The 19,943-nt window shown below is 68.9% G+C and carries 18 protein-coding genes; 7 read left to right on the top strand and 11 right to left on the bottom strand.

What is annotated here, in order from left to right; translation table 11 throughout:
- Positions 1–51: 51 nt before the first annotated feature.
- The 5 genes from HTS88_RS02585 (at position 52) to clpB (ending at position 6,038) form a co-directional block, all read left to right on the top strand.
- Positions 52–459: a TOBE domain-containing protein gene (locus tag HTS88_RS02585; RefSeq protein WP_174175169.1), complete on the top strand. Its 408-nt coding sequence runs from the start codon at positions 52–54 to the stop codon at positions 457–459.
- 41 nt (positions 460–500) lie between these two features.
- Positions 501–1,238: a molybdate ABC transporter substrate-binding protein gene (gene modA, locus HTS88_RS02580; protein WP_174175299.1), complete on the top strand. Its 738-nt coding sequence runs from the start codon at positions 501–503 to the stop codon at positions 1,236–1,238.
- A 25-nt stretch (positions 1,239–1,263) separates the two neighbouring features.
- The gene (locus HTS88_RS02575) at positions 1,264–2,145 is read left to right on the top strand and encodes an ABC transporter permease (protein ID WP_174175167.1); all 882 of its coding nucleotides are present in this window, start codon (positions 1,264–1,266) and stop codon (positions 2,143–2,145) included.
- On the top strand, positions 2,142–3,188 hold the full coding sequence (locus tag HTS88_RS02570; RefSeq protein ID WP_174175165.1) for an ATP-binding cassette domain-containing protein: 1,047 nt from the start codon (positions 2,142–2,144) through the stop codon (positions 3,186–3,188). The genes HTS88_RS02575 and HTS88_RS02570 overlap by 4 nt, the downstream gene beginning before the upstream one ends.
- Before the next feature lie 204 nt (positions 3,189–3,392).
- Positions 3,393–6,038: an ATP-dependent chaperone ClpB gene (clpB, locus tag HTS88_RS02565; protein WP_174175163.1), complete on the top strand. Its 2,646-nt coding sequence runs from the start codon at positions 3,393–3,395 to the stop codon at positions 6,036–6,038.
- A gap of 48 nt (positions 6,039–6,086) precedes the next feature.
- Here clpB and HTS88_RS02560 read toward each other — a convergent pair whose 3' ends face one another.
- The gene (locus HTS88_RS02560; RefSeq protein ID WP_217432136.1) at positions 6,087–6,761 is read right to left on the bottom strand and encodes a septum formation family protein; all 675 of its coding nucleotides are present in this window, start codon (positions 6,759–6,761) and stop codon (positions 6,087–6,089) included.
- 263 nt (positions 6,762–7,024) lie between these two features.
- On the opposite strand from HTS88_RS02560, the gene HTS88_RS02555 reads away from it, so the two are divergent.
- The gene (locus tag HTS88_RS02555; protein WP_050053419.1) at positions 7,025–7,258 is read left to right on the top strand and encodes a DUF3073 domain-containing protein; all 234 of its coding nucleotides are present in this window, start codon (positions 7,025–7,027) and stop codon (positions 7,256–7,258) included.
- 209 nt (positions 7,259–7,467) lie between these two features.
- On the opposite strand, the gene HTS88_RS02550 is transcribed toward HTS88_RS02555, so the two are convergent.
- From HTS88_RS02550 to uraD, 10 genes are all read right to left on the bottom strand, one after another.
- Positions 7,468–9,261: an ABC transporter permease subunit gene (locus HTS88_RS02550; protein ID WP_343044866.1), complete on the bottom strand. Its 1,794-nt coding sequence runs from the start codon at positions 9,259–9,261 to the stop codon at positions 7,468–7,470.
- A 20-nt stretch (positions 9,262–9,281) separates the two neighbouring features.
- Positions 9,282–10,832, bottom strand: a complete 1,551-nt coding sequence (locus HTS88_RS02545; RefSeq protein WP_174175157.1) for an ABC transporter substrate-binding protein — start codon at positions 10,830–10,832, stop codon at positions 9,282–9,284.
- 80 nt (positions 10,833–10,912) lie between these two features.
- Positions 10,913–12,160: an MFS transporter gene (locus HTS88_RS02540; RefSeq protein WP_343044865.1), complete on the bottom strand. Its 1,248-nt coding sequence runs from the start codon at positions 12,158–12,160 to the stop codon at positions 10,913–10,915.
- A complete protein-coding gene (locus HTS88_RS02535) occupies positions 12,157–13,074 on the bottom strand; it encodes an ABC transporter ATP-binding protein (protein ID WP_343044864.1) in 918 nt (305 codons plus the stop codon). The genes HTS88_RS02540 and HTS88_RS02535 overlap by 4 nt, the downstream gene beginning before the upstream one ends.
- Positions 13,071–13,874, bottom strand: coding sequence for an ATP-binding cassette domain-containing protein (locus HTS88_RS02530; RefSeq protein WP_174175155.1), 804 nt, complete (start codon positions 13,872–13,874; stop codon positions 13,071–13,073). Before HTS88_RS02530 ends, HTS88_RS02535 begins: the two co-directional genes overlap by 4 nt.
- Before the next feature lie 396 nt (positions 13,875–14,270).
- On the bottom strand, positions 14,271–15,431 hold the full coding sequence (gene purM / locus HTS88_RS02525) for a phosphoribosylformylglycinamidine cyclo-ligase (protein ID WP_174175153.1): 1,161 nt from the start codon (positions 15,429–15,431) through the stop codon (positions 14,271–14,273).
- Positions 15,428–17,107 (bottom strand): amidophosphoribosyltransferase, encoded by a 1,680-nt coding sequence (gene purF / locus HTS88_RS02520; RefSeq protein ID WP_174175151.1) that lies wholly within the window; start codon positions 17,105–17,107, stop codon positions 15,428–15,430. Before purF ends, purM begins: the two co-directional genes overlap by 4 nt.
- A gap of 58 nt (positions 17,108–17,165) precedes the next feature.
- Positions 17,166–17,480, bottom strand: coding sequence for a hypothetical protein (locus HTS88_RS02515; RefSeq protein WP_174175149.1), 315 nt, complete (start codon positions 17,478–17,480; stop codon positions 17,166–17,168).
- Between the two features lie 89 nt (positions 17,481–17,569).
- Positions 17,570–17,908, bottom strand: a complete 339-nt coding sequence (uraH, locus tag HTS88_RS02510; protein ID WP_066279543.1) for a hydroxyisourate hydrolase — start codon at positions 17,906–17,908, stop codon at positions 17,570–17,572.
- Entirely contained in the window at positions 17,905–18,402 is a 498-nt protein-coding gene (gene uraD / locus HTS88_RS02505) for a 2-oxo-4-hydroxy-4-carboxy-5-ureidoimidazoline decarboxylase (protein ID WP_174175147.1), read from the bottom strand. Before uraD ends, uraH begins: the two co-directional genes overlap by 4 nt.
- 272 nt (positions 18,403–18,674) lie before the next feature.
- Between uraD and HTS88_RS02500 the strand changes: the two genes are divergently transcribed.
- Positions 18,675–19,901 (top strand): GAF domain-containing sensor histidine kinase, encoded by a 1,227-nt coding sequence (locus HTS88_RS02500; protein ID WP_174175145.1) that lies wholly within the window; start codon positions 18,675–18,677, stop codon positions 19,899–19,901.
- Positions 19,902–19,943: the final 42 nt, after the last annotated feature.

The raw sequence follows: 19,943 nt of genomic DNA, 5'->3' as shown, positions 1-19,943 counted from the left end.
ATGCGGCAGCAGGAGGCGCTTTCATCCGTATCTGCGGATTAGACTGACGGCATGAACATTATCCGTGTGGCCGAGGCAGCCCGGTTCCTCGGCGTCAGTGACGATACCGTCCGGCGCTGGACGGAGAACGGGAGCCTCACCCCGGTGAAGGACGACGCCGGCCGGCTGGCAGTCGACGGGCTGGAGCTGGCCCTGCATGCGCAGAAGCTAGCCCAGCTTCCGGACGATCCCCACCGCACGGGGAGCTCGGCCCGCAACCGGTTCGTGGGCCTGGTCACCAACATCACCGCGGACAAGGTCATGGCGCAGGTGGAACTGCAGTGCGGGCCGTTCCGTGTGGTGTCGCTGATGAGCAGCGAAGCCGTCCGGGAGCTGGGGCTGGAACCCGGCTCCGTGGCCACCGCAGTGGTCAAAGCCACCACGGTGATCATCGAAACGCCCCGGGGCAAGGCGCTGTGACGGGGAGTCGGAAGCTGACGGCGCTGCTGCTGGCGGTTCTGATGACCGCCATGCTGGCCGCGTGCACCGGCAAGGGTGACGCGGACGCCGGCAGTGGCAGCAGCACACTGACCGTGTTCGCCGCAGCCTCCCTCAAAAGCAGCTTCACCGAACTCGCCGAACGCTTCGAAGCGGAAAACCCCGGCACCACCGTCACCCTCAGCTTCGCGGGATCAGCTGACCTTGCCACCCAGCTCAGCCAGGGAGCGCCCGCGGACGTGTTCGCGTCCGCGGACTCCGGCACCATGGCAAAGGTGCAGGAGGCCGGCCTGGCGGACGGCGGACCGCGAAACTTTGCCACCAACACCCTGGCCATCGCAGTCCCGCCAGGAAACCCGGCAGGCATCCGCTCCTTCGCGGACCTGGCCAAAGCCGGTATCAAACTCGTGGCCTGTGCCCCGCAAGTGCCCTGCGGGGCGGCTGCCGCCAGGGTGGCGGACAGTACCGGTACCGTGCTCAGCCCGGTCAGCGAAGAAAACTCCGTGACGGACGTCCTGGGCAAAGTCATCTCCGGTGAAGCGGACGCAGGGCTCGTGTACGTCACGGACGTCCGGTCAGCCGGCGCCCGGGTGAAGGGCATCCCCTTCCCGGAGGCGGCCGCCGCAGTGAACCCGTACCCTGCCGCCGTGCTGGCCGGCAGCCGCAATAAAACCGCAGCCGGCAGGTTCCTGGACCTTCTGGCCGGCCCCGAAGGCCAGGAGGTCCTGGCGGCGGCCGGCTTTGGACCGGGTCCGGCGTGATGCGCATCCACAGGGCTGGCGCCAGGTGACCGGCGGGCACGCGGGCCGCCAGGCGTACACCGGCGTTCCCCGCTGGCTGTATGGGCTCGCAGTCCTGGCCGCCCTGGTGGTGGTCCTTCCGCTCGTTGCGATGGTGGCGCGGGTCAACTGGGCCAACTTCATCCCGCTGGTCACGTCCGCGCCGGCCCTGGCGGCGCTGGGACTGAGCCTGCGCACGGCTGCGGCCAGCACCGCCCTCTGCATCGTGCTTGGGGTGCCTCTTGCGGTGGTCCTGGCCCGGGGCAGGTTTCCGCTGCTGGGGCTCCTGCGCTCGCTGGTGCTGCTGCCCCTGGTCCTGCCGCCGGTGGTGGGCGGCATCGCCCTCCTGTACACGTTCGGCCGGCAGGGGCTCCTGGGCGGGGCGATCGAGGTGCTGGGGCTGCAGATCGCGTTTTCCACCACCGCCGTGGTGCTGGCCCAGACGTTTGTGGCCCTGCCGTTCCTGGTGGTGAGCCTCGAAGGCGCCCTCCGGACCGGCGGCCAGAGGTACGAGGCCGTGGCCGCGACGCTGGGGGCAACGCCGGGAACCGTCTTCCGGCGCGTCACGCTCCCGCTGGCCTTGCCGGGGCTGGCATCCGGAGCGGTCCTTTCCTTCGCCCGGAGCCTCGGGGAGTTCGGCGCCACGCTCACGTTCGCCGGCAGCCTGCAGGGGGTAACCCGGACGCTGCCGCTCGAAATCTACCTGCAGCGCGAAACCGACCCGGACGCCGCCGTCGCGCTTTCCCTGGTGCTGGTGGCCGTGGCCGTCGCGGTGGTGGCCCTCGCCTACCGGCGCCCTGGCGGCAGGGGCCCGGATGGGAAAGCCGGGAAGCAGGCTTCGGGGGAACGGCCGACGACGGCTGCCGGGGCGGGCGGTGCCCTCGCGTGACGTTCTCGTTCCAGGCAGCCGTGGCGGAGCGCGGTTTCGACGTTGCCCTGTCGCTGGGCCCCACGGAAACTGTGGCCGTGATGGGTCCCAACGGCGCCGGCAAGTCCACCCTGCTCTCGGTCATCGCCGGGCTTGTGCGGCCGGACGGGGGGCGGGCCGAGCTGAACGGCCGGACCCTGTTCCACCTGGGGGAAGGGCAGAGGCGGTGGACCGCCCCCCACCACCGCGGGACGGCGCTGCTGGCCCAGGAGCCGCTGCTCTTTCCGCATCTCACCGCGGCTGACAACGTGGCATTCGGGCCGCGGAGCGCGGGGACTCCGAGGCGCCAGGCAATGGAGCAGGCTGTGCGCTGGCTGGACGATGTTGAAGCCGGGGACCTTGCGGGCCGCCGTCCTGCCGAACTGTCCGGCGGGCAGGCGCAGCGTGTGGCGGTGGCCCGGGCTCTCGCCGCGGATCCAGGACTCCTCCTCCTCGACGAACCGATGGCGGCCCTGGACATCCATTCCGCCCCGCTGCTCCGGCGCCTGCTCAAGCGCGTCCTCGCGGACCGGCCGGCCATCATCATCACGCATGACGTCCTGGACGCCCTGATGCTCGCCGACAGGGTGGTCATCCTGGAGAACGGCCGGATTGCGGAGGAAGGCCCCACCCGGGAGGTCCTGCACAAGCCGCGCAGCGCGTTCGCCGCCGGGCTGGCGGGACTGAATTTTGTAGTGGGAACCTCCGCCGGGGACGGCATCCTGGCCGCCCGCGGGCATATTGCCGGCCACAGCGAGGACCCCGTCCCCGCCGGCCGTCCCGCGGTGGCCGTGTTCCCGCCGTCGGCCGTTTCTGTATTCCTCACCGACGCGCACGGCAGCCCCCGGAACTCCTTCGCGGTGGCCATTACGGACCTGGAACCTCATGGGGACCAGATCCGCGTGCGGGGCGGCGGGCTGGCGGCTGACATCACCCCGGCCGCCCTGGCGGACCTCGGGCTGGTCCCGGGGATGACGGTGCACCTTGTGGTCAAGGCCGCAGCAGTGTCCGTCTACCCGCTGTAGGGCTATCAGCTGCGGGGATGTCCTGCAGCGGGACTGTCCGCTGCGGGGCGAAGCACCCGCCCGCTGAAATAGGGTCTGTCGCCCCTGTCACCGGCCGCGTAGAGCTGTTTCGCTGTAGGCAAACAGTTGTCAGGAACGGCACCAAACCAAAGTTGAGCGTAGTAGACTCAAGTTAATAAAAACTGCCCCCGGAAGGAGCTCTCTTTGGACGTCAAATTCACCACCAAGAGCCAGGAGGCTCTCTCGGCTGCGGCCATGAACGCCTCCACGGCCGGAAATCCCCAGGTTGAGCCGGCCCACCTGCTCAAGGCGCTCATGGACCAGCGCGAAGGCGTCGCCGTGGCGCTGCTCCGCGCCACGGGTGCGGACCCGGACTCCGTCAGTGTCCAGGCGAGCAGCGCCATCAAGGCGCTCCCTGCCACCTCCGGCGGATCCAGCCAGCAGGCGCAGCTCTCCCGCCCCGCGCTGCAGGCCATCCAGAACGCCAAGGAGGAAGCGGACCGGCTCGGCGATACCTTCGTCTCCACCGAGGTCCTCCTCCTGGGACTCTCGGCCGGCAACGACGCCGCGGCGCGCCTGCTGCGCGACGCCGGTGCCTCCCACGAAGCGCTGCTCGCCGCCCTGCCGGGTGTCCGCGGCGACGGGAAGGTCACCAGCCCGGATCCGGAGAACACCTTCCAGTCCTTGGAAAAGTTCGGCACGGACCTGACCGCCATGGCCCGCTCCGGCAAGCTTGATCCCGTGATCGGCCGGGACGCCGAAATCCGCAGGATCGTCCAGGTCCTGAGCCGCCGCACCAAGAACAACCCCGTGATCATCGGTGAGCCCGGCGTCGGCAAGACCGCCGTGGTGGAGGGCCTGGCCCAGCGCATCGTCGCCGGGGACGTGCCGGAAAGCCTGCGCGGCAAGACCCTCATCGCCCTGGACCTGGCGTCCATGGTGGCGGGCGCCAAGTACCGCGGCGAGTTCGAGGAGCGGCTCAAGGCCGTCCTGGAGGAAATCAAGAACTCCGAGGGCCAGATCGTCACGTTCATTGACGAGATCCACACCGTGGTGGGCGCCGGCGCCACCGGCGACTCATCCATGGATGCCGGCAACATGCTCAAGCCCATGCTGGCCCGCGGCGAACTGCGGCTGATCGGTGCCACCACCCTGGACGAGTACCGGGAGAACATCGAAAAGGACCCGGCGCTGGAGCGCAGGTTCCAGCAGGTGTACGTGGGCGAGCCGAGCGTGGAGGACACCATCGGCATCCTCCGCGGCCTGAAGGAGCGCTACGAGGCGCACCACAAGGTGACCATCGCGGATGCCGCGCTGGTGGCTGCCGCCACGCTCTCCAACCGCTACATTTCGGGCCGGCAGCTGCCGGACAAGGCGATCGACCTGGTGGACGAGGCCGCGTCAAGGCTCCGCATGGAGATCGACTCGGCGCCCGAGGAAATTGACCAGCTGCAGCGGCTGGTGGACCGGCTCACCATGGAGGAGCTGGCCCTCCAGGACGAAAAGGACGCCGCCTCCGTTGAGCGGCTGGCCGCACTCCGGGCGGACAAGGCGGACAAGGAAGAGGAGCTGAACGCCCTTAAAGCGCGCTGGGAAGCCGAAAAAGCCGGCCTCAACCGGGTGGGCGACCTCAAGGCAAAGCTGGATGAACTGCGCAGCGCCTACGAGAAGGCCGCCCGCGAAGGTGACCTGGAAACGGCCTCCCGCATCCTCTACGGCGAGATTCCCGCCCTTGAACGCGAGCTGAACGCTGCCGCGGAAGCCGAGGCCGCCGTCGTGGACAAATCCACGCAGATGGTTGCCGAGCAGGTGACCGCCGACGACATCGCCGAGGTCATCTCCGCCTGGACCGGCATCCCGGCCGGGCGCATGCTGCAGGGCGAGAGCCAGAAGCTGCTCCATATGGAGGAGGAACTGGGCAAGCGGCTGATCGGCCAGACGAAGGCCGTCACTGCGGTGTCCGACGCCGTCCGGCGCGCGCGGGCCGGCATCAGCGACCCCAACCGCCCCACCGGTTCGTTCCTCTTCCTGGGGCCCACGGGCGTCGGAAAGACGGAGCTGGCCAAGGCGCTGGCGGACTTCCTGTTCGACGACGAACGCGCCATGGTGCGCATCGACATGTCCGAGTACGGGGAGAAGCACTCCGTGGCCCGGCTGGTGGGTGCGCCTCCGGGGTACGTGGGCTACGAGGAAGGCGGCCAGCTCACCGAAGCCGTCCGCCGCCGCCCGTACTCAGTTGTGTTGCTGGACGAGGTGGAGAAAGCCCACCCCGAGGTCTTCGACATCCTCCTGCAGGTGCTCGACGACGGCCGGCTCACCGACGGGCAGGGCCGCACCGTGGACTTCCGCAACGTGATCCTGGTGCTGACCTCCAACCTGGGCAGCCAGTTCCTGGTGGACCAGACCCTGGATCCGGACGCCAAGCGGAACGCCGTGATGGCCGCCGTCAACGCATCCTTCAAGCCTGAGTTCCTGAACCGGCTGGATGAGGTGGTGCTGTTCGATGCCCTCACCGTTGAAGAGCTGGCGCACATCGTGGAACTGCACGTGGACGAGCTGGGCCGCCGGCTCCACGACCGCCGCCTGACGCTCGAGGTAACCGAAGGTGCGCGGGCCTGGCTGGCCCTGTCCGGGTTCGATCCCGCCTACGGTGCCCGGCCCCTGCGCCGGCTGGTGCAGCGCGAGATCGGCGACCGCCTGGCGAAAGCCATCCTGGCCGGCGATATCAGCGACGGCGACACGGTGTTGGTGGACACGGCCGCGGACGTGGGAGAACTCACCGCGGCCGGGACCGACCTCCCGGCGGCGGAGGGCCGCAGCAGCGGACTCTCGGTCCGCCGGAAGGACTAGGGGCGGCCGGAAAACAGCAGGCAGGGTGCTGCCCTGGCGGGGTGGCCGCTAGGGCAGCACGCTTGCGTTGATCACGTTTCCGCCGGGGGTTGTCACGTAACAATCCACCCTGCGATCACCGGATTCCCAGCTGGTGGTGCTCGGGAAGCTGCGCTCGTAGTTGAGGTCGTAGTCGTTGGCGGCCGGGCCAAGCCGGGCGGCCTGGCATGCTTCCAGCGCCTTGGCCTTCAGTGCCTCGGCACCGGGATAGGAGTCACCCTCCGGGTACCGAAACAACGCCACGAGCTGGGCCGAGTGCCCGGTATCGCACGCCACCACGGTGGACGCCAGTGCCTCGGGGTCGAAATCCTTGAAGCAGTCGCCCAGCGCGAAGTCGGCGGGCGCCACCCCCTCGCGGGGCAGTGGCAGCGCCGTGGCGGGAGGCGCCACCCTGGTTTCCAGCACCCCCTCAGCAGCACTTCCGGAAGCGCCCGGCTCCTGGTTTGAGTTCAGCCACAGGGCAAGCCACACCAGGGAACCGACGACCGCCAGCAGCACAACAACGAAGACTGCAATCCACAGCGTCCGCCCGTTGACCCTCCCGGAAGGCGCCGCCGTTGGGTCCTCCGGTTGCATACGGGGGTGCAGGACAGGTTCGGCTGCTGGTGCAGGTACGCGCGGCAGGCCCGCCGTGGGTGGCGAGGCCGGCTTGGGCGGGACGTCCTGGTGATTCACGTGGTGCATCCTCCTGGTGCTCTGCGCAGCGGCGGGCCGGCCCGCTGCCCGGATATCAACAGATGTTTTAGCGACTCTACCGAAGAAAAAAGCGGGAAACCCGCGGTTTGGAGCCCTGATGGTAACCTAGGCCACCCCAGGGCGCCGCGCGTGGCAAGCGGGGGCAGTCGAAAGCATGTAATCTAGGTGTACGACAAATTGACCAAACATTCCGGGGCCTCACCTACGCCAAGGTGACCACCTCCGGTCCAAGTACAAAAGGGGGTCACGCCATGGGGCGCGGCCGTCAAAAGGCAAAAGCTACCAAGCAGGCTCGGGATATCAAGTACTACTCCCCGAACACTGACTATTCGGCACTTCAGCGTGAGCTGACGGGTCCGGGCAGTCGTGCCACGAGCCATTATGCGAATGAGCCAGTCGAACCTGACTATTCGGCTTATGTGGATAAGTACGCGGATGATTTGGAAGAAGACGACGACGAGGTAGACACCCGTCGGATCGGCTAGTTGTCGCAAGGTGCTGCTGCCGTAAAGGCGCAGCCCTGGTGACGCCGCAGCACCAGTGGACCCAGTACATGGATCCTGGTCTTTGGACCAGTGCAGCGCTTCTTTTCGGCCCCCGGTCCAGCTGGACCGCAGGGGCTGACTTCAGTTATTAGGCCCGCTGCCCGCACCGGAAACGGCGCAGGCAGCGGGCTTTCTGTTGCCCCGGGGGCCTACCGCGCCCCTGGCGTCCCCACGTGCTCCGGCGCCTGCACCGGATCTGTCCCGGGCAGTGTGACGCCTCCTGCAGTGTTCCCGGTGGACACCCTGGCCCCGTGTCCGGCTCCAGCCAGCCCCACCGCCACCACCGACGCCAGGACCAGCGCGGACGCGGGTGCCAGCACCGCCCAGGGCGCACGTTCAACGTAGCCAATGCCCTCGGCCAGGATGAGTCCCCACTCCGGCGTGGGCTGCTGCGGGCCCAGTCCCAGGAAACCTAGGGCCGCCAGCGCAAGGGCAATCCCCGGCAGCCGGAGCATCGCGTGGCGCAGCAGCGGCCATGCCACCGCCGGGAGGACGTACCGGAACATGATCCGCGCCCTGCCCACTCCCAGCACCGGAAGGATTTGCACGTAGGCCTGGGCGCGCGCCTCCTGGGCCAGGGCCGCTGTGTGTGCGGCCAGGGGTGCCCAGCTGACGGCGGCCACCGCCACGGCAGCGCCGTGTGCCGAGGGGCCGATGAGCGCCGCCACCACCAGGCCGGCGAGGATGGGCGGCGCCGCGTTGGCCACCTCCACGGGCCCGGCCGCCGCCAGTGGAAAGAGCCCGACGGCGATTCCCACGGCCAGGCAGGCCAGCACCACCACCAGCGCCATACCCAGCGTCCCCACGGCGCCGTGCCCCACGCGGGCCAGCAGGTCGCGTCCACTGGCATCGGCACCGAACGGAAGCGGCCAGCCGGGGGCCGCAAGCCTGGCATGGTCCGAGGTGAAGGGATCGCGCAGCAGCCCGGCCACAACAATCAGGAGCAGGGCGACGCCGGCCGCCGCAGGCAGGGCCAGCTGGCGGCGGTTCCCCGGCCGCGGAGGTTCCGCGAGCGGAAGCGTACCGAAGCGGACCGCGGGCCCGATCAGCAGGTACCGCGCCGCCGTCGTCAGCGTTCCCACCAGCAGGGCGAGGCCCATGAGCGCCAGCATGCCCGCCTGGAGCGTGGGGATGTCCTGCGCGCTGGCGGCTCCGAGCAGCGCCCGGCCGAGCCCCGGGATGGCGTAGACCTTTTCCACAGCTACTGCACCGCCGGTCAGTCCAATCAGGACCAGCCCGATTTGCGGCAGCACTGCCGGCATTGCTCGGCGGAGCACCGCGGCGGTCAGCCGGACAGGCCCGGCCCCGGACATCCGCCAGGTGGCCACCCACTGTTCGGCGAACCCAGCACGGATGGCGTCTGAGGCCAGGAGCCCGATCAGCCCGCCTGCAGGAATGCCCAGCGACAGTGCCGGAAGCACCGCATACTCCGGCCCCTTCCATCCGAAGGGCGGGAACCACCGGAGCCAGATGGCACCGGCCACCAGCAGCATGGCGGCCAGCAGGAACTCCGGCAGGGAGGTGAGGGCTGCGGACAGGGCTCCCGACGCCGGCCTCCTCCTTTGCCGCAGCCCGTCCATGACCGCTGGTGTGCAGAGGAGCAGGGCGATGATGGCGGCCGCGGCAAGGGCAAAGGCCATCAGGGTCACGGAGACACTGAGGGCGGACGCGATGCCGGGCGCCACCGGCGTGTTGCTGATCCAGGACGTGCCCAGGTCTCCGGCGAACACGCCGCGGATCCAGGACAGGAAGAGGGGGAGTGGCCCCTGCTCCAGTCCGAGTTCCGCCCGGACCGCGGCCAGCGCCTCGGGAGTTGGCTCCCGGTCCGAGTACCGTGCCCGGAGGATCGTGTACTCGGCGCCGCGGCCCGAGAGCCACGGCATCATGCCGATCAGCACCACCAGGGCCACCAGGGCGAGGACCCGTGAGACGGTGACTTTCACAAAAGCCGTTCCGCCGGGCATCAGCCTGCAGTGCCTGTGCTGGCGGCAAGTCGGGTCCTGCTGGTCACCAGCGCGCGTTCGCGCGGGTCACGCTCCACTCCGCCCACGCGGGTGGATTCGCCCTGGATGGCGCGTTCGTGGAGGAGGGGGACGGCGGCGTCGCGGGAGAGGATGAGGCTTTCGGCCGCGGAAATGGCGGCCCTTCGCTCGGGTCCGGCAGGAATACCCGCGGCCTTGGCCAGGGCGGCGTCCACCGCGGGGTCGCAGAACTGGGAGATGTTGAAGGAGCCGGCACAGGAGAAGTCGCTGTAGAGGTAGGCCACCGGGTCACCTGAGTCCAGCACCGTGGCGCGGGAGAGGATGAAGGCATCGAACTTACCGGCCAGGGCGTCCGCCTCGATGTGCTGGTACTCCCGCACGTCCTGTTCCACCACGAAGCCTGCAGCCTCCAGCTGCTGCTCCAGCTGGACGGCCACCTCCGGCAGTTCGGCGCGGTCGGTGAAGGTTCCGAGCCGGATGGGCGTTCCCGCGACGGCGGCTGCCGCCGCCCGGGTGGCCAGGGCGGCCGCGTACTCCCCGCTGTTCCGCTGCTCCGCGGCCCAGGGAAGGGCGGGGCCCAGCAGCCCGGAGGCTTGGTCCGCCCGGCCTTCGTAGACCCTGTCCACGATGGTGCCGGCGTCGACGGCGGCCCGGGCGGCGGCGCGGACAGCGGGATCGGCGAACGGGCCCGAGACGGTGTTGAGGTACAGCGTGTTGGTCCGGGGCATGGGCACCTCGTGCACCAGCGCCGGATCGATCTGGGCCACCTGGCCCACGGGGATGGCCTCGACGATGTCCGCGTCGCCGGTCCGGAGTGCGGCAGCCCGGGCTGTTCCGTCCGGGACGAACTGGACATCCACGCCCTCCGCCTCCGCCTGCGGGCCCCAGTACCCGTCGAACCGGTCCAGCCTGGCCGAGGATGTGCCGTCGACTGAAACCAGGCGGTAGGGACCCGTTCCGGCATTGACCGGGCTGACAACGCCGCCTTCCCCGTACGCCGAGGCCGCGAGAATGGCCAGCTGGGGGCTGGACAGCCGCTGGGGCAGGAGGGGGTCGGGCGTCGCCGTGGTGATGGTGACGGAGTTGGCGTCCCCGGCCTGGGCAGTCAGCTCAACGCCATCCAGGATCCTGGGCTTGGGGCTGGCCTGCGCCGCGGCGGTCAGCGAAGCCGCCACTCCTTCCGCGGTCATCGCTGTTCCGTCATGGAACCCGACACCCTCCCGCAAGGTAAAGCTCCAGGAGGCCGGACCGGTCTGCTGCCACTCGGTGGCCAGCGAAGGCTGTGCCTCGCCGAGTTCGTCCAGCTCCACCAGCGTTTCGGCTGTTTTCCAGCGGGACAGCTTGAACGCGTCGTCGCTCAGCGGGGATAAACCGGACCGCGGCGGCTGGAGCATGGCCAGCTTGATCCGGCCTGAATCGGTGCCGGGTCCGGCTGCCTGGTCGGTTCCGGCCGCGAAACAGCCGGTCAGGCCAGTGGCCAGGAGCAGCACTGACAGGCCGGTGAGTGCCGGGCGGAGGCGGGGTCTGGACATGGGGGAGTACCTTTTCCTTCGGTTGGGTTGTTTGAATGCTGTGGTGCCGGGTGTGGGCGCCCGCGCCAGGTGCCGGCAGGTTACGTTTTGGTGGGCAGGAGCCGGGGAAGTCCGACGGCGGGAATCACCGTGAGTGCCGCCAGCAGCGCCCAGGGCCAGGCGGCGCCAGGTCCCGGCTGGGCGGCTCCTGCGTACAGCGGTCCCAGGACAATGTTGCCGAGCAGCACGGCGCAGCCGCCCATGCTCGCGAGGAGGCCGTAGTAGATTCCGGTCCGGCGGCCGTTGGCAAAGTCCAGGACCAGCGGCAAAGCCACCGGGCCAATGCACATGTGGCCGAGGCACAGTCCCACCACAAGCAGCAGCGGCGGCAGGATCTGCATGGTGCCGGTGGCCGGAACCTGTGCCAGGACGGCCATGGTGCCGAAGGCGAGGCCCTTGAGGATGAATCCTGCAGTGAGGGCCCGTCCTGCGCCTATCCTGGCTGTCAGCCGGGAAATCGGCCACTGCAGCGCAACGGTCAGCAGGGACGCGACGGCGAACAGGCCTGCCAGCACCTCCGGGCCTGCATCGGTCCTGGCCAGCTCGACGGGAAGGCCGAAATACAGCTGGTTGTAGGCGAGGAGGTTCACGCTGTACAGGGCGGCAAATGCCACGAATCGCCTGTCCCGCAGCATGGCGGCTGTCCGCAGCGCGGTGCCGCGCTTCTGCGTGGCCGGTGCCGGTCGTGGGTCTTCCGCAGGCAGGCTGTGCCACAGCACCCCGGCCATCACGGTGAAGACCACTGTCCCGGCCAGCGCTGCCCAGGTGAAGGAAACGCCCAGCAGCAGGGCGCCCAGCAGGGGACCTGCCACGGCTCCGATTTCCCCGCAGATGGCAAGCAGCGCAAAAAGCGCCGGTGCCTTCCCGCTGGTGCTCCGCCGTCGTTCTTCCGCCGTCCCCACCAGTGATTCCAACGCCGGAGAGAAGAGGGCGCCGCCCATGCCCGTGAGCACCGCGCCCAGGAGGAACAGCGGAAAGCTGCCGGCCATGGCCAGGGTGAGGTAGCCCGAAACCCGGACCAGGCAGCCCGCCAGCATTGCCCGCCGTGCTCCCCAACGGTCCGTGATCATGCCGCCCACCAGGAAGAGCCCCTGCTGGCTGAAGACGCGCGCGCCCAGGACGATGCCCACAGCCGTTACCGCCAGGCCAAAGTCGCGGGTCATGACCAGGGCCAGGAAAGGCACCACGGCGTAGAAGCCGATGTTGAAGACCAGCTGGCTGGACAGGAGCAGCCCGGAAGCGGGACGCAGCGCTGTGGCGGTCCGCCCCGTGGTCTCAAGCGTCGTCACGCGGCACCGGCCGGGAGGCCTGGGGGATAGTGCAGGGCTGCTGATGCCTGCACCAGCGCGGCCGCCTCGGGGCTGCCCGGGCTGTCCAGCACCCGGTATGTTGGTCCGTGCTCCACAATCCGGCCGTGCGCCATGACGGCGGTGGTGCCGCACACCCGGGCAGCGGTGCCCAGGTCGTGGGTGACCAGGAGCAGGCCCAGTCCTTCCTGGCGCACCAGGTTGCCAAGCAGTGACAGGACGGTGTCCCGCAGCGGAAGGTCCAGGCCGCTGACGGGCTCGTCGGCCAGCAGGTAGGCAGGCTGCACTGCCAGTGCCCTTGCTATGGCTACCCGCTGGTTCTGGCCGCCGGACAGTTCGCCCGGCCGGCGCTCCAGCAGCCCGGCAGGCACCTCCACGCGTTCCAGCGCCTCACCCACCAGCGCCCTGTGGTTGCCCGCCACGCGGAGTTGGCGCAGGGGCTCCCTCAGCAGCTGGGAAACGGTCATGCGCGGGTCCAGGCTTCCTGCCGGGTTTTGCGGGATGTACTGCACCGCCTGCCGGTACCAGCGGAGGGACCGCGCGGGCCCGGGCTTCACCTCGCGGGCGCCCAGGGCCACCGTTCCTGCGGAGGGTTTGGCCAGCGCCAGCAGGATGCGCACCAGGGTGGATTTGCCGGAACCCGAGCTTCCCATCAGGGCGGTGCTGCTGCCGGGTGCCAGGTGGAGGCTGACGCTTTTGAGGGTGCCGTCGTGGCGGGTGCCGTGCACCCCGCAACTGCCGACGCGGGGTGCCGGATAGGCAAAGGAGACGCCGTCTGCGGCGAGTGCTCCGGTCACGCCGCCGCTGTTGCTCACGCTGCCGGCGTCGTTGTTGCTGAACGTGCCGCCGCCGTTGCTGCCACCGCCGTCGCTCACGCTGCCGCCGCCGTCGCTCACGCTGCCGCCGCCGCTGTTGCTGAACGTGCCCCTGAACCGTCAGTTGAACGTGCCGCCGCCAGCGGCTCCATGGCTCCTGAGGCAGCCTGCACCAGGCGCACGGTGTAGGGGTGGCGGGGGTTGCGCAGCAGGTCCGCCATGGGAGCCTGCTCCACGATGCGCCCGGCCTCCATCACCAGGGCGCGTGTGCAGATGGAGGCGGCCGCTGCCAGGTCATGGGTGATGAACAGGAGGCTGCGGCCCTCAGTGCTCCACATTCGGAGGGTCTCCAGGACGGTGTTTTGCGTGACGGCGTCCAGGGCCGTGGTGGGCTCATCCGCTACCAGGACGGGGGCGCCGCAGGCCAGGGCAAGGGCGATGCAGACGCGCTGCAGTTGCCCGCCGGACAATTGGCCCGTGTAGCGCGGCAGGAAGAGAGAGGGGTCCCCGATGCCCGCCCGCTCCAGCAGCCGGGCGGCTTCGGCCTTTGCTGCTGCCCGGCTGTATCCGGCGGAGCGCAGGGGGATGGCCAGCTGCCTGCCGACCGGAACCAGGGGGTTGAGGGCCGTTGCCGGGTCCTGGCGGATCAGCACGGCCCGGCCCTTGCCGGGGCCTGCCCCGAAGGTGATGGTTCCCCCGGCTGTTATCCCTTCGGGAAGCGAACCGGCCAGGGCGGAGGCCGTCAGCGATTTGCCCGATCCTGAGGCGCCCAGCAGCGCAACGCGCTCCCCAGCTGCCACGGAGAAGGTCAGGGGGTGCACCAGCTGTCGGCCGCTGCTCGAGAGGGCGAGGTCTTTCACGGACAGGGCGGGTGCAGGCATGGCGACGTCGTTTCATGTGAGGACTGAGTAGTGATCGACTCACATGCTATCAATAATCATTCGCATTAAGATGCAACGAAATAATGAAGCCATCCACCTCGGGCATGAGTGCGCAAAAGAGCCCCGGCCGGTGGCCGGGGCTCTTCGCGTGGAGCGCTATACGAGGGTGCTGGGTGGGGTGTGCTGCCGCTTGTCCCTCAGTGGCTCCGCCTACTTGTTGTTTTCGATGCGGACCGGGCCGGTCGCGGTGTCGCAGACGGTTTCCTCGGAGCCGGTGGCATCAACTGCTTCGCCGAGAACCGCGATTGAACCGATGTCCGCACAAGCGCATCGAGTGCTCCGTAACGGCCGTTCTGAAGGGTCAAAACGGCTGTCACGGAGCACTCGACAAAGGATCTAGGCGTAAGCGTTGACCAGCCGGACGGCGCCGCCGTCCACGCCTTTGGCGCCCTGCACGTAGTCCGGTCCGGATTTGAGGATCGCGTCCGAGTCCTCGGTGACGGTGCCCATGACCCAGGACGGCAGGCCGCGGTCGTTGAGGCGGGCAACTGCTGCGTCTGCGGCTTCGGGGGACACGATGGCCACCATGCCCACGCCCAGGTTCAGCGTGCGCTCGAGGTCGGCCAGCGGGACGTTGCCCAGCTCGGACACCAGCTTGAAGATTGCGGGCAGTTCCCAGGTGGAGCGGTCCACGGTGGCCACGAGGCCGTGGGGGAGGACGCGGGCCAGGTTGGCGGCCAGGCCGCCGCCGGTGACGTGGCTGAATCCATGCACGGCTGCACCGCCGGTGACGGGGAAGGTGCGGGCAAGGTCCAGGCAGTCCGCTGCGTAGACCCGGGTGGGCTCGAGGAGTTCCTCGCCGAGCGTGCGGCCCAGCTCGGAGACCTGGCGGTCCAGTGCCCAGCCTGCGTGGTTGATGACGCGGCGGACCAGGGAGTAGCCGTTGGAGTGGAGGCCGGAGGAGGCCATGCCGATTACCACGTCGCCGGCACGGACGCGGTCCGGTCCCAGCAGGTGGTCGGCCTCGATAACGCCGGTGGCGGCTCCCGCCACGTCATATTCGTGCTCGCCCAGCAGGCCGGGGTGCTCAGCGGTTTCGCCGCCCACCAGGGCAGTGCCGGCCACGGAGCAGGCGGCGGCAATGCCGCGGACAATGTCGGCAATGCGCTCGGGCACCACCTTGCCGCAGGCGATGTAGTCCGTCATGAACAGCGGCTCGGCGCCCACCACAACGATGTCGTCCACCACCATGCCCACCAGGTCGAACCCGATGGTGTCGTGGATGTCCATGGCCTGGGCGATGGCCACCTTGGTGCCAACGCCGTCCGTGGACGTAGCCAGCAGCGGCTTCTTGTAGGTGAGCAGCCTGGAGACGTCGTAGAGGCCGGCGAAGCCGCCCACCCCGCCGATCACCGAGGAGTTGTGGGTGGCCTTGATGGCACCCTTCATGAGCTCGACGGCGCGGTCGCCGGCTTCAACATCGACGCCCGCGGAGGCGTAGGTGATGCCGGCAGTGTTCCCGGAGGTGTTGCCGGAGGCGGGGGCAGCGGAAGTCATACGGACTCTTTCTTGTCGGCGCCGGGGGTGGTGGCTACGTGATGGGTCTCTGGCACGAGGTCGGCTTCGGTGAGCAGGTTTTCAAACTCGGAGTCCGGCCCGGGATCGCAGCCGGTGGCTCCGGCCTTCTCTGCCGGATCCTCCTCGGAATCCACGGAAAGGGCCGCCGTGGCGCCCGGAAGGGCGGACGGCGAGGGCTTGAGTCCGCCGAGGTCCTTGCGTTCCAGCAGGTTCTTGCCCAGTTTGTCCGAGCCCGGAAGCTCGATGGGGTACTTGCCCGTGAAGCAGGCGGTGCAGAGGCGCTCACGCGGCTGGCGGGTTGCGCCGATCATGCCGTCTTCGGAGATGTAGGCCAGCGAGTCGGCGCCGATGGCCTGGGAAATTTCCTCGATGGTGGCGCCGTTGGCGATCAGCTCGGCGCGGGACGCGAAGTCGATGCCGTAGAAGCAGGGCCACTTCACGGGCGGGGAGGAGATCTTGACGTGGACGGCCGCGGCGCCGGCCTCGCGAAGCATCCGGACAATGGCGCGCTGGGTGTTGCCGCGGACGATCGAATCATCCACCACCACTACGCGCTTGCCGCGGATCACCGATTCGAGGGCGTTGAGCTTAAGCCGGATGCCGAGCTGGCGCAGGGTTTGCGAGGGCTGGATGAAGGTACGGCCGACGTAGGAGTTCTTGACGAAGCCGTGCGCGAACGGAATGCCGGATTCCTCGGCGTAGCCCACGGCTGCGGGTGTTCCCGATTCCGGGACGGGGATGACGATGTCCGCCACCTGGGTGTTTTCGCGGGCCAGCTGGCGGCCCATCTCCACGCGGGACTCATACACGGAGCGTCCGGCAATGGCGGCGTCCGGACGCGCGAGGTAGACGTACTCGAAAACGCAGCCGGCCGGCGTCGGCTCCGCGAAACGCTGGGAGCGCACGCCCTGCTCGTCGATGGCAATGAATTCGCCGGGCTCGATCTCGCGGATGAAGCTGGCGCCCACGGTGGCGAGGGCGGACTGCTCGGAGGCCACCACCCAGCCGCGCTCCAGGCGGCCCAGCACCAGCGGACGGATGCCGTAGGTGTCGCGCGCCGCGTAGAGGGTGCCTTCGTCCATGAACACGAAGCAGAAGCCGCCCTTGATCTTGGGCAGCAGCTCGGTGGCGGTTTCTTCAAGGCTCTTGCCCGGCTCGCCTTCCAGCAGGGCGGTGACCAGGGCAGTGTCAGAGGTGTTGCCCTGCTTCATTTCGCCGGTGAGCTGGCCGCCGTTCCGTTCCTGGATCATGGCGTTGAGCTCGGCGGTGTTGGTCAGGTTGCCGTTGTGCGCCAGGGCCACGGTTCCGGTGCTGGTGGCACCGAGGGTGGGCTGGGCGTTGGCCCAGTGGCTGGCTCCGGTGGTGGAGTAGCGGCAGTGTCCCACCGCCAGATGCCCGGTCAGGGTGTTCAGCGTGGTCTCGTCGAAGACCTGGGAGACGAGTCCCATGTCCTTGTAGACGTTGATCCGCTTGCCGTCGCTGGTGGCAATACCAGCCGACTCCTGACCGCGGTGCTGCAGTGCATACAGCCCGTAATAGGTAAGTTTTGCTACTTCTTCACCTGGTGCCCAAACGCCGAAGACGCCACAAGCGTCCTGCGGGCCTTTTTCGCCGGGGAGAAGATCATGGGAAAGTTTTCCATCGCCGCGTGCCACTGGTCGATTATCTCACGACATGGGGTATGACTTTTCCGGCTGCCCGTTTATGACCGGGCTAAGGCTGGGCGTCCGTGTCCGGTTCGGAGTCCGGCACGGCTTCCACCACGGCCCGCTGCTGCCGCTTGATGCTCCGGCGGTCCAGGATCAGCGCCAGGATGGCACCGAGGATCGCGCCGCCGCCGGCGAACCACACCATGAAGAAGCCGAAGACCGCGCCGGCGTCGAAGCTGGGGTTCGCGGGCACCGCGTAGGCGGCCACCGCTGCGGCCGCGACACCCACCAGTGCGCCCAGGATAAGGAACGGCACATACTTGGGTGCGCGGCGGACGGTGACTTCGCGGCGCTCGGCGGGGGGCTGTTCAGAAGGCATGCATCAAGCCTACATTTCCGCCGTTGCCCTCCCGGTACGGCTGCCTGGCCCCAGGATAGGGACCGTACGTGGCAGGGCAACGGGCGGGATCAGCTGCCGCGGTAGGTGGAGTACGCGAACGGGCTGAGGAGGAGGGGCACGTGGTAGTGCTCCGGGCCGGTCACCTCGAACACCAGGTCCACCTCGGGGAAGAACGTGGCCGTCTGCAGTCCGGCGTAGTAGTCCCCGGTGGCGAAGTTGAGCTTGTAGTGCCCGGCTTCCAGCTGCTCGGGGCCAAGGTCCTTGGCTCGGCCGTCGGCATCCGTGGTGGAGTCGGCAACATGCCGCCAGGTGCCGCCGTCGTTCCGGTACAGCACGACGGCGACCCCTGCCGCCGGGCGTCCGGCGCCTGTGTCGAGGATATGGGTGGTGACGTGGGAGACGCTCATTCGGTGATCAGTCCTTCCAGCCGCAGTACGGCGATTTCGCGCAGCTGCTGGGCCACGATGGTGTCCTCTTCGGCTGGTGTGTTGGCGAGCCGTTCATTCAGGACCCGCAGGATTTCAGGGGCCGTGCGGCCGGCGGCGCGGATCAGGAAGACCCGGCCGAACTTTTCCTCGTAGTCCCTGTTGCCCCGGGCCAGGGCCTCGGTGACCGCGCTGTCCGCAGGGTCCACCCCGGCCTGCTCCGAACGGGACATGGACGCTTCGGTGGTGGCCGCCGTCGGACGTTCCCCGATGCGCGGATGGTGCGCCATAGCGGACTCGACCTCGGCGGACGTGAAGGGGCTAGCAGCCTGGGACGCAAAGGCCAGGAGCGAGTCCTTGCTGGCAAACGGACGGGCTGCGGCGACGGTCTCCACCCAGCGGGCGACGTCGATGCAGGGTCGGAGGGTGTCGGCGGCCCGGGCGGGTTCCGCGGAGTTGAATTCGGCAAGCTTCATGCTGGCTGGTCCCTTGGTGAGAATCTGCTGGCATCCATGGTGACGGCTATGCGGAGGCCGGACTTCCCGGCACCCGGCGACGCAACTTTCCGTCATCCTAGGCTTCCGCATCATGGAACTGTTATTTCAGCATACGTAATATTCAAAGGCAGGCTTCCGGTGGTGTCAAGAAGACTACAACAGCGCACGGGGCCAGCCGGTATCATCACGGGAGAGCCGGGGAGCTCGAGTGGATGATGCTGGGGGCTCATAAGAAGATGGACGGGACGGCTATGCAAATGCTGACCGATCAGGACGCGGTACGCGAGGCCGGGCTGCGGAAGTACGGGCTGGTCCCTGCCGCTGCGGATGAGCTGCCGGTCCTTGCGGACCCCTCCACCCGGAGCGCGCTGGACAACCTGGTCAAGCTCGCCGCTTCCCTGTGCGGCGTGCCCTACAGCGTGGTCAACATCATCACCGCGGAGCGTCAGCTGCAGATCGCGGCCTTCGGCATCGACCCCGGGATCTGCTCCCGGGAGGACTCGATGTGCGCCACGGTCTTCCTGAGCCACAGCACAACGGTGGTGGCCGACGCCTCGCAGGATTCCCGCTTTGCCGCCAACCCGTTCGTCACCGGAGAGATCGCCGACGTCCGCTTCTACGCGTCCGTGCCGCTGGAGACCCCGTCCGGGCTGGTGCTCGGCTCCCTGTGCGTCTTCTCCAATGAGCCCGGACGCCCCAGCACCGGGCAGATAGGGATGCTGGAAATGCTGGCCCAGCAGGTGGTGGAGCTCCTGGAGCTGCAGCACCGCACCCTGCAGCTCAGCGACGCCCTGGCCGAGCTGCGGCGCAGCAACGCGCTGCTGTCCGAGTTCGCCGGGAGGGTCAGCCACGACCTCCGCGCCCCGCTCACCGCCATCCTGGGGTACGTGGAGCTGGCGGAGGACGATCCGGACATCCCGGCCGGCCACCCCTCCGTGGAGTACCTGGGCTACGTCGGCAGCAGCGGGCGCCGCATGCTGGGAATGCTGGAGGACGTGCTGGACTACTCCAGGGCGGACGGGGCGCTGAACCGGGAGCGGGTGTCCCTGCTGGCGGTGACGGCGGAGGCAATGCGCGATCTTGGCGTGGACCTGGGGGCCGGGAGTGGAATCTCCTGCGAGGACGCCGAACTGTTTGCGGACCGGTCCCAGCTGCGGACCCTAGTCCAGAATCTCCTGGCCAACTCCCTGAACTACCGGAGCGGCACCCGCCCGCTGCGGGTGTCCGTCAGCGCCGGCACCGGGCCGCTCGGCGTCACTGTCCAGGTGGCAGACAACGGAAAGGGCATGCTGCCGTCGGAGCGGCAGCGGGCCGTGGAGCCGCTGGTCAGGCTCAACCGGCCCGGGGACGGCCCCGGAACAGGGCTGGGCCTGTCCACCTGCCAGCGGATCGCCCAGGCGCACGGGGGAGAGCTCTCCATTACGGACACCCCGGGCGGCGGGGCCACTGTGTCCGTGCTGTTCCCCGCCGAGCCTTGAGCCGCGCCCACCCACTGGCGTGGCCAGACCAGGGTGGCCGGG

Origin of the sequence: Pseudarthrobacter oxydans (assembly GCF_013314975.1) — a bacterium.
Taxonomy (GTDB): domain Bacteria; phylum Actinomycetota; class Actinomycetes; order Actinomycetales; family Micrococcaceae; genus Arthrobacter; species Arthrobacter oxydans.
The sequence above is the reverse complement of the archived record's forward strand: the minus strand, read 5'-3'. Positions and strand labels throughout refer to the sequence as shown.

Bases quoted from the DNA above. Each gene is read 5' to 3' on its own strand.
- HTS88_RS02585 (WP_174175169.1), top strand. From the start codon at position 52: ATGAACATTATCCGTGTGGCCGAGGCAGCCCGGTTCCTCGGCGTCAGT.
- modA (WP_174175299.1), top strand. From the start codon at position 501: ATGACCGCCATGCTGGCCGCGTGCACCGGCAAGGGTGACGCGGACGCC.
- HTS88_RS02560 (WP_217432136.1), bottom strand. From the start codon at position 6,761: ATGCACCACGTGAATCACCAGGACGTCCCGCCCAAGCCGGCCTCGCCA.
- HTS88_RS02555 (WP_050053419.1), top strand. From the start codon at position 7,025: ATGGGGCGCGGCCGTCAAAAGGCAAAAGCTACCAAGCAGGCTCGGGAT.
- HTS88_RS02545 (WP_174175157.1), bottom strand. From the start codon at position 10,832: ATGTCCAGACCCCGCCTCCGCCCGGCACTCACCGGCCTGTCAGTGCTG.
- HTS88_RS02530 (WP_174175155.1), bottom strand. From the start codon at position 13,874: ATGCCTGCACCCGCCCTGTCCGTGAAAGACCTCGCCCTCTCGAGCAGC.
- purM (WP_174175153.1), bottom strand. From the start codon at position 15,431: ATGACTTCCGCTGCCCCCGCCTCCGGCAACACCTCCGGGAACACTGCC.
- HTS88_RS02515 (WP_174175149.1), bottom strand. From the start codon at position 17,480: ATGCCTTCTGAACAGCCCCCCGCCGAGCGCCGCGAAGTCACCGTCCGC.
- uraH (WP_066279543.1), bottom strand. From the start codon at position 17,908: ATGAGCGTCTCCCACGTCACCACCCATATCCTCGACACAGGCGCCGGA.
- uraD (WP_174175147.1), bottom strand. From the start codon at position 18,402: ATGAAGCTTGCCGAATTCAACTCCGCGGAACCCGCCCGGGCCGCCGAC.
- HTS88_RS02500 (WP_174175145.1), top strand. From the start codon at position 18,675: ATGCAAATGCTGACCGATCAGGACGCGGTACGCGAGGCCGGGCTGCGG.